Genomic DNA, 12,672 nt, shown 5'->3' with positions numbered 1-12,672 from the left:
AAGCCTTACCCATTGTCTTTCATGCTGCATTACAACCCGAAATCCAATGGGTACAAATTTCATTACAAACGCTCAAACAGGACCATTGATTCCAGGTGTCCAGTGTGCGGGAACATATCGAGCATCGCCAGTCGCCGTATGGCATATCCCGCGTTGAGCAAAGCGTCGCTGTCACGAGCCAGCGTTGCAGGGTTACAGGATACATAAACAACGCGTATAGGTTCTAATTTTATAATATGTTGCATTACACCGGCAGCCCCCGCACGCGCAGGATCGAGCAATACTTTGTCGAATCCGTTTTTCGCCCACGGCTGCCGGGTAACATCTTCCTCAAGGTTTTCATGAAAGAATGTCACGTTGTGTAATCCGTTATTCAGCGCGTTTTCCCGGGCTTTTTCGACCAGCGCCGGAACCCCTTCAACCCCTACCACGCTTGCTGCCCTTACTGCCAGCGGCAGGGTGAAATTCCCCATACCGCAGAACAGATCGAGCACGCGATCTTCAGGTCGCACATCCAGCCATTCCAGCGCACAGGCGACCATTTTTTGGTTTACCCCTGCATTGACCTGAATAAAATCACGCGGGCTGAAGCTTAACCGTAGTCCATTTGAGTCATACCAGGGCGATTCTTCTGATACTGATTCAAGTATCTCGCTTTGCGGGGCCAGAAACAAAGACAGCCCCTGAGAATGCGAAAAGCATTCCAGTTTTTCTTTATCCGCCGCACTCAAAGGCGCCGTGTGGCGTAAAATCATCAGGGTTCCGCTCCCTGCCTGCACCAGCTCAACATGACCGAGATGACGTAACCCTTGCAAACTCTCCAGACACGCCCTGATGTGGGGCAACAGCGCTTCAAGTTGGGGCACCAGAATAGGGCATTGTTTGACATCAATAATGTCGCTGGAACCGGATTTGCGGAATCCCATCTGCAACTTTTGTTCTTTTGACCGATAGTTCAGACTCAAACGTGCGCGACGACGATAGCCCCACGGGGTATCAGCGATAATATCCGACACTTCACATTTCATTAAACGCGCTAACGCCGCGCTTTTGCTACGCTGCTGCAACGGGATGCTGGCGTGCTGCTGCTGGCAACCGCCACAGACGCCAAAATGCGGGCAACGTGGCACTTCACGCTGCGGGCTGTCGTTTAAACGTCGTTTTACTTGCGCGCGGGCGAACTGTTTTTTATCTTCGGTAATCACCACCTCTGCGCTTTCCTGGGGTAGCAATTCCGGTATAAACAACGCCTTTCCGTTATGGCGAGCGACGCCCTGACCAAAAGGATCGAGGTCATTGACGGTAACGGTTATGATCTGACGCGTCGTCACGCGTCGTTTTGCAGAGTAGAATTGCGCCATCGACGAGATATTTCTCTATTTAACAGTGTGACCCTAATTGTCCCATAACGGAACTCCATGACCAACTACAGCCTGCGCGCACGCATGATGATTCTGATCCTGGCCCCGACCGTCCTGATTGGTTTGCTGCTCAGTATCTTTTTTGTTGTGCATCGCTATAACGACTTGCAGCGTCAACTGGAAGATGCCGGCGCCAGCATCATAGAGCCACTGGCGGTCTCCAGCGAATATGGCATGAACCTGCAAAACAGGGAATCCATTGGCCAGCTTATCAGCGTACTGCATCGCCGCCATTCCGATATCGTGCGGGCAATTTCTGTCTATGACGAGAATAACCGGCTGTTTGTCACCTCCAATTTTCATCTCGATCCATCTGAAATGCAGCTGGCGACCGGTTCACCGTTTCCCCGTAAGCTGAGCGTCACCCGGCTCGGGGATATCATGATCCTACGAACGCCAATTATATCGGAAAGCTATTCGCCGGATGAATCTGCCATAAGCGACGCCAAAAATACGCAAAACATGCTGGGGTATGTAGCGCTTGAGCTGGACCTCAAGTCGGTTCGACTGCAGCAATATAAAGAGATCTTTATCTCCAGCGTAATGATGCTGTTTTGTATTGGTATTGCGTTAATTTTCGGCTGGCGTCTGATGCGCGACGTAACCGGCCCGATTCGCAACATGGTGAATACCGTTGACCGTATACGTAGAGGGCAGCTCGACAGCCGTGTGGAAGGTTTCATGCTGGGCGAGCTGGATATGCTCAAAAACGGTATCAACTCGATGGCGATGTCTCTTGCAGCCTACCATGAAGAGATGCAGCACAATATCGATCAGGCGACTTCCGACCTGCGTGAAACGCTGGAGCAGATGGAAATCCAGAACGTCGAACTGGATCTGGCGAAAAAACGCGCCCAGGAGGCGGCCCGAATTAAGTCTGAGTTTCTGGCTAACATGTCGCACGAGCTACGCACCCCGCTGAATGGCGTGATTGGCTTTACGCGCCTGACGCTGAAAACCGAGCTTAACACCACGCAGCGCGATCACCTGAATACGATTGAGCGATCGGCCAACAATCTGCTGGCCATCATCAATGATGTGCTCGACTTCTCCAAACTGGAAGCGGGCAAGCTCATTCTGGAAAGCATTCCGTTCCCGCTTCGCAGCACGCTGGATGACGTCGTCACGCTGTTAGCGCACTCATCCCATGATAAAGGGCTTGAGCTGACGCTGAATATTAAGAATGATGTGCCGGACAACGTCATCGGCGACCCGCTGCGCTTACAGCAGGTCATTACCAATCTGGTCGGCAATGCCATCAAATTTACCGAGGGCGGTAATATCGACATTCTGGTCGAGAAACGCGCCCTCAGTAACACGAAAGTGCAAATTGAAGTGCAAATCCGCGATACCGGAATCGGCATCCCTGAGCGCGATCAGTCACGCCTGTTCCAGGCCTTCCGTCAGGCGGACGCCAGTATTTCCCGCCGCCATGGCGGTACCGGACTGGGTCTGGTCATTACGCAAAAACTGGTCAACGAAATGGGCGGGGATATTTCCTTCCACAGCCAGCCGAACCGGGGCTCCACCTTCTGGTTCCATATCAGTCTCGATCTCAACCCTAACGTTCTCATCGATCGCTCGACAACCCGGTGCCTTGCGGGTAAACGACTGGCCTATGTCGAACCTAACGCCACTGCCGCGCAATGCACGTTAGATATATTAAGTGAAACGCCGCTGGAGGTGATTTACAGCCCTTCATTCTCCGGGCTGCCGAAGGATCACTACGATATTCTGCTGATTGGCATTCCGGTCACTTTACGCGAACCGCTCACCATGCAACATGAGCGGTTGGCAAGCGCAGCGGCGATGACCGATTTCCTGTTATTAGCCCTGCCCTGTCACGCACAGATTAACGCCGAGAAATTGAAACAAGGCGGCGCAGCGGCGTGTCTGTTGAAGCCTCTCACCTCAACCCGTCTGCTGCCTGCGCTGACAGAGTATTGCCAGTTGAACTACAGCGCGGATCAGCCGTTGCCAGATGAGAGCAAAATTGCCATGACCGTTATGGCGGTGGACGACAACCCGGCAAACCTCAAGCTGATTGGCGCACTGCTGGAAGATAAGGTACAGCACGTCGTGCTCTGCGACAGTGGACACCAGGCGGTGGATCGTGCCAAACAGATGCAGTTTGATCTGATCCTGATGGATATTCAGATGCCCGACATGGACGGTATTCGCGCCTGCGAGCTGATCCACCAGTTGCCTCATCAACAACAAACGCCGGTTATTGCGGTTACCGCGCATGCCATGGCGGGGCAAAAAGAGAAGCTACTCAGCGCCGGGATGAACGATTACCTGGCGAAGCCTATCGAAGAAGATAAGCTGCACAATCTCCTGTTACGCTACAAACCTGGCGCGACCACATCGCTTCGGGCGCTCGCGGTTGAACCTCTGGAGCCGGTCGTCAATCTGAATACCACGCTCGACTGGCAACTGGCATTAAGACAAGCCGCGGGGAAAAACGATCTGGCGCGGGATATGCTGCAAATGCTGCTCGATTTCCTACCCGAAGTGCGCAACAAAATTGAAGAACAGCTGGTAGGCGAAAACCCTGAAGGTCTGGTGGATATGATTCATAAGCTGCACGGTAGTTGCGGCTATAGCGGCGTCCCCCGCATGAAAAACCTGTGCCAGCTCATTGAGCAACAATTACGTAGCGGGACTAAAGAAGAAGAGCTGGAGCCTGAATTTTTAGAGCTGCTGGATGAAATGGACAACGTTGCGCGCGAAGCGAAGAAGTTGTTGGGCTGATATTCGCCGGATGGCGGCGTGACCGCCCTATCCGGCCTACAACTCAGCGTAACAGTTGGCCCGCTTTCAGCGTCGCAGCCACGTTGCGCGCCGTCATTCGTACGTTCTCACTCGCATTCTTCAGCGCCTCATCCAGCGAACAAATGGTATAGATGACGCTAAAAACCGCATCCAGCCCATGCTCATGTACGACACCGACATCCGCCGTCAGGCTACCGGCAATGCCGATCACCGGTTTGTTGTAACGCTTTGCGATCTTCGCCACGCCAACCGGAACCTTACCGTGAATAGTCTGGCTATCGATACGCCCTTCCCCCGTCACCACTAAGTCCGCATCCGCAACGCAGGCATCCAGGCGTAACGCATCCGTCACGATCTCAATACCGCGGCGTAGCTGTGCGCCGCAAAACGCATACAGCGCCGCCCCCATGCCGCCAGCAGCGCCACCGCCGGCCAGCTCCAGCACATTTACGTCCAGATCGCGCGCGATCAGTTGCGCATAGTGCGTAAGCGCCCGATCAAGACGCGGAATCATCTCCGCCGTCGCCCCCTTTTGTGGACCAAAGACCACTGAGGCTCCTTCTTTACCGGTCAACGGGTTAGTGACGTCGCAGGCCACCTCGATACGGCATCCGGCAAGACGCGGATCTAACTGCGAGATATCAATTCGGGCGAGCGATTCCAGGCCCATCGCGCCATGGGCAATATCTTCATCTTGCGCATCCAGCAACCTTGCGCCCAGCGCCTGCACCATACCAGCACCGCCATCATTGGTGGCGCTACCGCCAATCCCGATGATGATATGTTCCACGCCCGCATCCAGCGCATGACGAATTAGCTCCCCGGTTCCCCAGGAGGTGGTTTTCAGCGGATCGCGTAAATTCGCAGGAACCTGCTCCAGCCCGCTGGCGGCTGCCATTTCAATAAACGCCGAGCGCTCATCGCCGGATAAACCATAAAAAGCCTGAATTGTATTGCCCAAAGGGCCGGTAACATTAACATGCACAAGGTGACCTTGCATTGCGGCAACCATCGCTTCGACCGTTCCCTCGCCGCCATCCGCAACCGGGATCTTCACGTATTCCGCCTCAGGCCAAATCTCACGGAATCCCAGTTCAATAGCCGTTGCCACTTCAAGCGCACTCATACTTTCCTTATAGGAATCCGGTGCGATCACTATTTTCATAAAGCATCCTTACGCATGTTGACTGTGTTAAGCATACACCAGGAGGAAAACCGCTCCATTTATGGGAGCGGTCCCAGTTCGCTTAGCGTACCATGCACGGGCGCTTATTATCAAACGTCCAGTTCGGGATCAGATACTGCATTCCCATCGCATCATCACGTGCACCCAGTCCATGTTGCTGATACAGCTCATGCGCTTTCATCACCTGATCCATATCCAGCTCCACGCCCAGGCCCGGTTTCGCCGGAACCTGCACCATACCGCCCTTGATTGCAAAAGGTTCTTTGGTCAGCCGCTGGTTACCTTCCTGCCAGATCCAGTGGGTATCGATAGCGGTAATTTTCCCAGGCGCTGCCGCCGCGACATGAGTAAACATCGCCAACGAAATATCAAAGTGGTTGTTAGAGTGAGAGCCCCAGGTCAGCCCGAACTCATGACACATCTGCGCCACGCGAACAGAACCCTGCATCGTCCAGAAGTGCGGGTCCGCCAGCGGGATATCCACGGACTGCAACGACAGCGTATGCCCCATTTGTCGCCAGTCGGTGGCGATCATATTGGTGGCGGTCGGCAAGCCAGTAGCTCGACGGAACTCCGCCATCACTTCACGACCGGAGAAGCCCTGCTCGGCGCCGCACGGATCTTCCGCATAGGCCAGCGATCCTTTCAGGTACTTACCAATTTTAATCGCTTCATTCAGCGACCATGCGCCGTTGGGATCGAGCGTGACGCGCGCCTGTGGAAAGCGTTTCGCCAGCGCGACAATAGATTCCGCTTCTTCTTCCCCGGCCAGTACGCCGCCTTTCAGTTTGAAGTCGTTGAAACCATATTTCTCATACGCGGCTTCCGCCAGACGTACTACCGCATCCGGGGTCATCGCCTCTTCATGACGCAGGCGATACCAATCGCATTTCTCATCCGGCTGGCTTTGATACGGCAGCGGCGTCGCTTTACGGTTGCCAACGAAGAACAGATAACCCAGCATTTCGACTTCGCTACGCTGCTGACCATCGCCCAGCAGAGACGCGACGTTGACGCCCAGATGCTGACCTAACAGATCCAACATCGCCGCTTCGATCCCGGTAACCACATGAATAGTGGTACGTAAATCGAAGGTCTGCAAACCACGGCCACCGGCATCACGATCGGCAAACGTATTGCGTACCGCGTTCAGCACGTTTTTGTACTCACCCAGCGTTTTACCCACCACCAGCGGAATGGCATCTTCCAGGGTCTGACGAATTTTTTCGCCGCCAGGAATTTCCCCTACCCCGGTATGACCAGAGTTATCTTTAATAATCACAATATTACGTGTAAAGAACGGGGCATGGGCACCGCTCAGGTTCATCAGCATGCTGTCATGGCCCGCAACCGGGATCACCTGCATAGAGGTCACGACGGGGGTAGTAAATTGTGCGCTCATAATTAAATCCTTATTCAAAATTAGTGGCGGCCGAAAACGGGACGTTTACGGTCAAAAGTCCATCCGGGAATCAGATACTGCATTGGGCCTGCATCATTACGCGCGCCGCCGGGCAGCGCCTTATAGGCCTCATGGGCTATCTGTATCTGATCCCAGTCCAGCTCCACGCCCAAACCGGGCGCATCAGGTACCGCAATTTTTCCGTTTTTAATCTCCAGCGGATTTTTGGTCAGACGGCAATCGCCCTCCTGCCAGATCCAGTGGGTGTCGATAGCCGTCGGGTTGCCCGGTGCCGCTGCGCCAACGTGGGTAAACATCGCCAGCGAAATATCAAAATGGTTGTTGGAATGGCAGCCCCAGGTCAGGCCCCAGTCATCGCATAACTGTGCCACGCGCACCGCGCCGGAAAGGGTCCAGAAGTGCGGATCGGCCAGCGGAATATCCACAGCGTTCAGCATTACCGCATGGCCCATCTCACGCCAGTTGGTGGCGATCATGTTCGTTGCGACCGGCAGCCCGGTAGCACGGCGGAACTCCGCCATCACTTCGCGGCCAGAAAAACCCTGCTCAGCCCCGCACGGATCTTCGGCATAAGTCAGAACATCGTTCAGCCCTTTACACAGAGAGATGGCTTCATCCAGCAGCCAGGCGCCGTTGGGATCAACCGTAATACGCGCATCCGGGAAGCTTTTTTTCAGCGCGCGTACGGTGTCGATTTCCTGCTCGCCTGGCAGTACGCCGCCTTTGAGTTTGAAATCTTTAAAACCGTAGCGATCCTGCGAGGCTTCCGCCAGACGCACCACCGCATCCGGGGTCATCGCTTGCTGGTGACGCAGGCGGTACCATTCATGGTTGCCCGGCGTGCTTTCCAGATACGGCAGATCGGTCTTCGTGCGATCGCCTACGTAGAACAGATAGCCGAGCACAGTGACCGCATCGCGCTGCTTGCCCGGCCCTAACAGTTCACAAATCGGAACATTCAGCGCCTTGCCCAGCAGATCGAGCAATGCGGCCTCCAGCGCGGCCACCGCATTAACCCGCAGTTCAAAGGTCCAGGCGCCTTTACCGAAAGTGTCAAAATCAGCGGCCTGGTTGCCTTTATGCACCTGCTGAACCACTTTATTCAGACGCGCGACTTCCTGTCCCAACACCTGTGGGATTGCATCCACCAGCGTCTGATAAATCACTTCACCGCCCGGCGCTTCACCAACCCCGGTATTGCCAGCGTTATCGGTGAGCACCACGATATTGCGGGTAAAATATGCGTTATGCGCACCGCCAATATTGAGCAGCATGCTGTCATGCCCGGCCACTGGGATGACCTTCATATCGGTAATAACGGGACTCGATTGTGTTGTCATCGTCATTGTCCTGCGACAGGTTTCAGTTCGATACGTTTAATATCCCCCACCAGCACCAGATAACTGACGACAGCAATCAGCGCATGTACCCCTACGTAAATCAACGCGCCGTTAAACGAGCCGGTAGTGCCCACAATGTAGCCAATGGCAATTGGCGTGACGATGCCGGAAATGTTGCCAAACATATTGAACAGGCCGCCGCTCAGACCGCTGATCTCTTTTGGCGCGGTGTCGGCCATCACCGCCCATCCCAACGCGCCGATGCCTTTGCCGAAGAAGGCCAGCGCCATAAAGCCAATGATCATCCACTCGACGTTGACGTAGTTACAGAACACCATCACCATCGATAACAGCATCCCCATGACGATTGGCGTTTTACGCGCGATATTCAGTGAACCGGTACGGCGCATCAACCAGTCGGAAATAATGCCGCCGAGCACGCCGCCCGCAAATCCGCAAATGGCCGGGACCGAGGCAACAAAGCCGGCTTTCAGAATAGACATACCACGCGCCTGCACCAGATAAACCGGGAACCAGGTGATAAAGAAGTAGGTCAGCGCGTTAATGCAGTATTGGCCGATATAAATACCAATCATCATCCGTGAACCCAGCAGCTGTTTGATCTGCCCCCACTTCACGCTGAACGGTACTTTAGCTTTGGCGGCCGCCTGATCCATATTGATCAGCGCCCCACCTTCGGCAATGTACTCCAGCTCTTTTTGGTTTACGCCCGGATGCTGGTTTGGTTCATGAATCACCTTTAACCAGATAAAGCTGATAACAATCCCGAGACCGCCCATAAAGAAGAACACATGTGACCAACCCACTTCATGGGTCAGCCAACCCATGATTGGTGCGAAGATAACGGTGGCAAAGTATTGCGCCGAGTTAAAGATAGCGACCGCCGTGCCCCTTTCCTGCGCCGGGAACCACGCCGCCACAATACGACTGTTGCCGGGGAAGGAGGGGGCTTCGGCTAACCCCACGAGGAAACGCAGGGTAAACAGCGCGACGATAATTCCAAAGCCGCTAAAGATATCGACGAAGCCCTGCAGCAGGGTAAACATGGACCAGATAAAAATGGACCAAAAATAAACACGTTTGGAGCCGAAGCGATCGAGCAACCAGCCGCCGGGAATCTGGCCGATGACATACGCCCATGAGAAAGCGGAGAATACATACCCCATGCCTACCGCATCCAGGCCAATGTCTTTGGCCATCTCCGAACCGGCAATGGATAAGGTGGCGCGATCGCCGTAGTTGAAGGATGTGACGATAAACAGCATCACCACTATCCAGTAGCGAGCGTTAGTGCGTTTTTCCGCGCTGCTCGCCGCCTGACTTAATGAACTCATTGTTGCACTCCTGAATCCTGGCTTGCGCCAGTTCATTCTGTACAGCACCTGTAGGGTGATCAGAATGAGAGGTTAGTGTGTGGCAGTTTTGGTACAGCTCAGGGCCGTTTTATTCTGACTCGCTGCCATTCCGGGAACTGACGGGAAAAGTATATGAAGGAGTGCCACTTTCCCTCACCGTGCATGAACACAACATTAGGGAGGCAGTGAGAAGTTGTTTGGGGCATAAGCCCAAAGCAGTGGAAGTTAGTTCACGTAATTGGGGTTTTATTGCCGGGTGGCGGCTTCGCCTGACCCGGCCTACGGTTTTCTAATGAGTGGGGTTGCATGCCCGTGCGGGCGAGGGATTATTTAAGCAAGGTTCCCCAGTTTTCTACCCAGGGATTAGATTCGCTTTCCGGTTCAGGATGCTCGCTGGCATCAATCAGCAGCATTTCACCTACGCGCTGCGCGCTTTGTTCCTGTAACAGCGCATCGAACTGCTTGCCGCCATTGCAAAAATTAACGTAGCTGCTGTCGCCAAGCGCAATGACGCCATAACGCAGATTAGGCTGGAAACCGAGATTATCTTTGATTCCCTGAAACAGCGGCACAATGCTATCCGGCAGATCGCCCTGCCCGGTCGTTGAGGTCACCACCAATGCATATTTATCCTGATAAGCCTGCCAGTCGGTAAGCTCCGGGTCTTCAAATACCGTGGCTTTATGGCCCTGCGCAGTTAAAATCGCCTCGGCCTCTTCGGCAACCAACAGCGCGTTTCCATACATCGTGCCGACAAAAATTCCAATTTCCGCCATAACCTTTATCTCCAGGGACTTAAGAATCTATCTGTTCATCCTGACCTGACAGCCCGCTGAACTCAACCCTTTCATTCTCAGGGAGAAGTCCGCGCCAGCCAAACTGTGATAACGCCTGCATCCAGACCTCATCCAGCCCGGCGCGAATAACCAGCGGTTCGCCAGTAAAGGGATGAGTCAGCTCAAGCTGACTAGCATGCAGCATCAAGCGCTGACAGCCGAAATGCTCTGCGGCGCTGCGGTTTTGCCGTAAATCACCATGCTTGCTGTCGCCAATTATCGGATGGCGCAAGTGAGCCAAATGGCGTCTGAGCTGGTGCTTACGACCGGTCTGAGGCTCCAGCTCCACCAGCCCGTAACGGGTGGTGGGATAGCGCCCGGTCGCCACCGGCATTTCAACCGTCGCCAGACCGCGATAATGGGTGACCGCAGGCTGCGGCTCTTTATCCTCGCGGGCAAATTTATCGGCTATCTTATCCAGCTCTTCCACCAGCGGGTAATCCAGCACGGCGTCGTCCATCAGCCAGCCACGCACAATCGCATGATAGCGTTTCTGCATTTGATGATGTTCAAACTGCTGAGACAGCAAACGCCCGGCTTCGCTGGACAGCCCCATCAGCAGCACGCCGGAGGTCGGTCTGTCGAGCCGGTGGGCGGTAAACACGTGCTGACCAATCTGGTCGCGCACCGTTTGCATCACCACCACTTTCTCATCGCGGTCGAGCCAACTGCGGTGAACCAGCCAACCAGAAGGTTTATTGACCGCAACCAGCCATTCGTCCTGATAGAGGATCTCCAGCATCAGGCGTTATCACTTGTAAATAGCGCATCCAGTTCCTGCAATGCCGTCAGGAGAATGTCGCGTTGCGGGTGATCGGCCGTCAGCGCCATTTCGTAATACGGTGCGATGGCAAAAGCCTGCGGCAGCGGCTGCGCATTATCAAGCAGGCTATGCATGCGGGGAATCAACACCCACTGCAGCCATTCGACCGGCTCCATGGTATCCATACAAAAAGGCTGCGTGCTGGTAAACAAATGCTCCTCTGGCTCGTCCATCCGCCAGTGATGATGTTCACGCAGTAGCGCTTCAAGCGCGTGTAACTGCTGGCGCACACGGTCATGAGTCGTCATGAAATTAACCTCAATGATGAAAAATCTGGCGCGAAGAATAGCACTAGTGAAGAGGAAATAAAAAAAGGGAGCACTGTAAAAACAGTGCTCCCGGTTCGTTTCGCAGCATTCCAGCTACTTTTGGTGCTCCCTGCTCATCCGTGACAACTTTTCCTGTGGTCTTGCGACCTTGTTCATCCTGAACTTTTGCATCCTGCTCACATCACCCCGATGTGAAAACTTCATCCTGAAGTGTCCTGGCCATCCTGACCCGCCGAACATCCTGACCGGCTCTCATTCTCCATCCTGGAGGTGTCCTTTAACGCATCCCGCGCTTTCCGCTTTGCTTCATCCTGAAGCCTGTCCTTGTAACACCATCCTGGTGTGTCCTGCCGAAGAGCCATCATCCTGATGTTCACTTCGTTGTGCGACTCCTTGTCGACAGATATAGAATCGCCTGTTTCGCTTTGTCTTACAAGATACTTACAGACAAACACTTAAGGTAATTTTCATATGAAAGTTGACAATAAAATACTAACAAGTTGAATTGTAAGTAATTAATAGTTTTTCAATTCATTAAGTCTTCACTTATTACCTGGCAATGTCCTACAGGGTTTGTAAGAGATCTCTCACACGATTAAGGGCAAACAGGATTACAGAACTGGCTTAAGTTGAGTGAGGAATTCCGCAAGCGAGGCTGCCAGCACCGTTCGTTGACGGGTGCCCAGCGTTTCTTTGCAAACTTCACCGGACAGGTTGCACACCGAGATGACATCAAGTTCGTTGTCCTGAGTGGCAATGAAAAGCGTAGGCGAGAGCTTGAGTCGCTTTTGCGTAACCAGGTGACCAATCAGGTTTTCCTGAACGCGCCTGAAGTCATCCTCACTCCAGGTTTGCAGCAACGTCAGCTTTTCATTCGCAAACTGCGCGTGCATATCCCCAGCAAACTGGGTGGTGTAAAAAGCGTGAACGGCAGGTTGTATCACAATGTCAAAGGCACGTTCAACCGCATTGACGTTTTTTTCACCGACAAAAGGCTGCGGTTGCCAGTAAACCGAATCGTTAGTGGAAGAAATGATGCACGGTGACGGTACACCATACAGCTCTTCGCTGAGCGGCCAGCTGTTGTTTTTGTCATGCCACGCGTCGCAATAACGCGTCGTAAAGGCTGTCAACGCCTGCACTGTCAATTCGTCCACTGATTTCTCTCTTCACAAAAGCCAGGATACACTTGTCGCATAGTGTATCTGGTTTATGACGGTGAA

General features: G+C 53.7%; 10 protein-coding genes. 1 reads left to right on the top strand and 9 read right to left on the bottom strand.

Annotation, left to right across the window (positions count from 1 at the left end; all coding sequences use genetic code 11):
- Nucleotides 1-62: 62 nt before the first annotated feature.
- A complete protein-coding gene (rlmD, locus tag FDW96_RS05570; protein ID WP_061382363.1) occupies nt 63-1,361 on the bottom strand; it encodes a 23S rRNA (uracil(1939)-C(5))-methyltransferase RlmD in 1,299 nt (432 codons plus the stop codon).
- Between the two features lie 57 nt (nt 1,362-1,418).
- Between rlmD and barA the strand changes: the two genes are divergently transcribed.
- Nucleotides 1,419-4,175, top strand: coding sequence for a two-component sensor histidine kinase BarA (gene barA / locus FDW96_RS05565; protein ID WP_137349465.1), 2,757 nt, complete (start codon nt 1,419-1,421; stop codon nt 4,173-4,175).
- A gap of 43 nt (nt 4,176-4,218) precedes the next feature.
- On the opposite strand, the gene FDW96_RS05560 is transcribed toward barA, so the two are convergent.
- The 8 genes from FDW96_RS05560 to syd all read right to left on the bottom strand — a co-directional run bounded on the left by FDW96_RS05560 (nt 4,219) and on the right by syd (nt 12,606).
- Nucleotides 4,219-5,361, bottom strand: coding sequence for a glycerate kinase (locus tag FDW96_RS05560; RefSeq protein WP_137365328.1), 1,143 nt, complete (start codon nt 5,359-5,361; stop codon nt 4,219-4,221).
- Between the two features lie 82 nt (nt 5,362-5,443).
- Nucleotides 5,444-6,784: a glucarate dehydratase gene (gene gudD, locus FDW96_RS05555; RefSeq protein ID WP_042310713.1), complete on the bottom strand. Its 1,341-nt coding sequence runs from the start codon at nt 6,782-6,784 to the stop codon at nt 5,444-5,446.
- A gap of 20 nt (nt 6,785-6,804) precedes the next feature.
- On the bottom strand, nt 6,805-8,145 hold the full coding sequence (locus FDW96_RS05550; protein ID WP_137365327.1) for an enolase C-terminal domain-like protein: 1,341 nt from the start codon (nt 8,143-8,145) through the stop codon (nt 6,805-6,807).
- Between the two features lie 2 nt (nt 8,146-8,147).
- Nucleotides 8,148-9,500 (bottom strand): galactarate/glucarate/glycerate transporter GudP, encoded by a 1,353-nt coding sequence (gudP, locus tag FDW96_RS05545; RefSeq protein WP_061382367.1) that lies wholly within the window; start codon nt 9,498-9,500, stop codon nt 8,148-8,150.
- A gap of 347 nt (nt 9,501-9,847) precedes the next feature.
- The gene (locus FDW96_RS05535; RefSeq protein ID WP_042310719.1) at nt 9,848-10,297 is read right to left on the bottom strand and encodes a flavodoxin; all 450 of its coding nucleotides are present in this window, start codon (nt 10,295-10,297) and stop codon (nt 9,848-9,850) included.
- 19 nt (nt 10,298-10,316) lie between these two features.
- Nucleotides 10,317-11,099, bottom strand: a complete 783-nt coding sequence (gene truC / locus FDW96_RS05530; RefSeq protein WP_042310721.1) for a tRNA pseudouridine(65) synthase TruC — start codon at nt 11,097-11,099, stop codon at nt 10,317-10,319.
- On the bottom strand, nt 11,099-11,428 hold the full coding sequence (locus FDW96_RS05525) for a YqcC family protein (RefSeq protein WP_137349461.1): 330 nt from the start codon (nt 11,426-11,428) through the stop codon (nt 11,099-11,101). The genes truC and FDW96_RS05525 overlap by 1 nt, the downstream gene beginning before the upstream one ends.
- A 632-nt stretch (nt 11,429-12,060) precedes the next feature.
- Nucleotides 12,061-12,606 (bottom strand): SecY-interacting protein, encoded by a 546-nt coding sequence (syd, locus tag FDW96_RS05520; RefSeq protein WP_137365326.1) that lies wholly within the window; start codon nt 12,604-12,606, stop codon nt 12,061-12,063.
- Nucleotides 12,607-12,672: the final 66 nt, after the last annotated feature.

Origin of the sequence: Citrobacter sp. TBCS-15, from assembly GCF_005280815.1 — a bacterium.
In the GTDB taxonomy this organism is placed as follows: Bacteria; Pseudomonadota; Gammaproteobacteria; order Enterobacterales; family Enterobacteriaceae; genus Citrobacter; species Citrobacter werkmanii.
The sequence above is the reverse complement of the archived record's forward strand: the minus strand, read 5'-3'. Positions and strand labels throughout refer to the sequence as shown.

Excerpts from the sequence above, each read along its gene's own strand:
- FDW96_RS05525 (WP_137349461.1), bottom strand. The coding sequence starts at position 11,428 with ATGACGACTCATGACCGTGTGCGCCAGCAGTTACACGCGCTTGAAGCG.
- truC (WP_042310721.1), bottom strand. The coding sequence starts at position 11,099 with ATGCTGGAGATCCTCTATCAGGACGAATGGCTGGTTGCGGTCAATAAA.
- rlmD (WP_061382363.1), bottom strand. The coding sequence starts at position 1,361 with ATGGCGCAATTCTACTCTGCAAAACGACGCGTGACGACGCGTCAGATC.
- gudD (WP_042310713.1), bottom strand. The coding sequence starts at position 6,784 with ATGAGCGCACAATTTACTACCCCCGTCGTGACCTCTATGCAGGTGATC.
- gudP (WP_061382367.1), bottom strand. The coding sequence starts at position 9,500 with ATGAGTTCATTAAGTCAGGCGGCGAGCAGCGCGGAAAAACGCACTAAC.
- FDW96_RS05535 (WP_042310719.1), bottom strand. The coding sequence starts at position 10,297 with ATGGCGGAAATTGGAATTTTTGTCGGCACGATGTATGGAAACGCGCTG.
- FDW96_RS05560 (WP_137365328.1), bottom strand. The coding sequence starts at position 5,361 with ATGAAAATAGTGATCGCACCGGATTCCTATAAGGAAAGTATGAGTGCG.
- barA (WP_137349465.1), top strand. The coding sequence starts at position 1,419 with ATGACCAACTACAGCCTGCGCGCACGCATGATGATTCTGATCCTGGCC.
- FDW96_RS05550 (WP_137365327.1), bottom strand. The coding sequence starts at position 8,145 with ATGACAACACAATCGAGTCCCGTTATTACCGATATGAAGGTCATCCCA.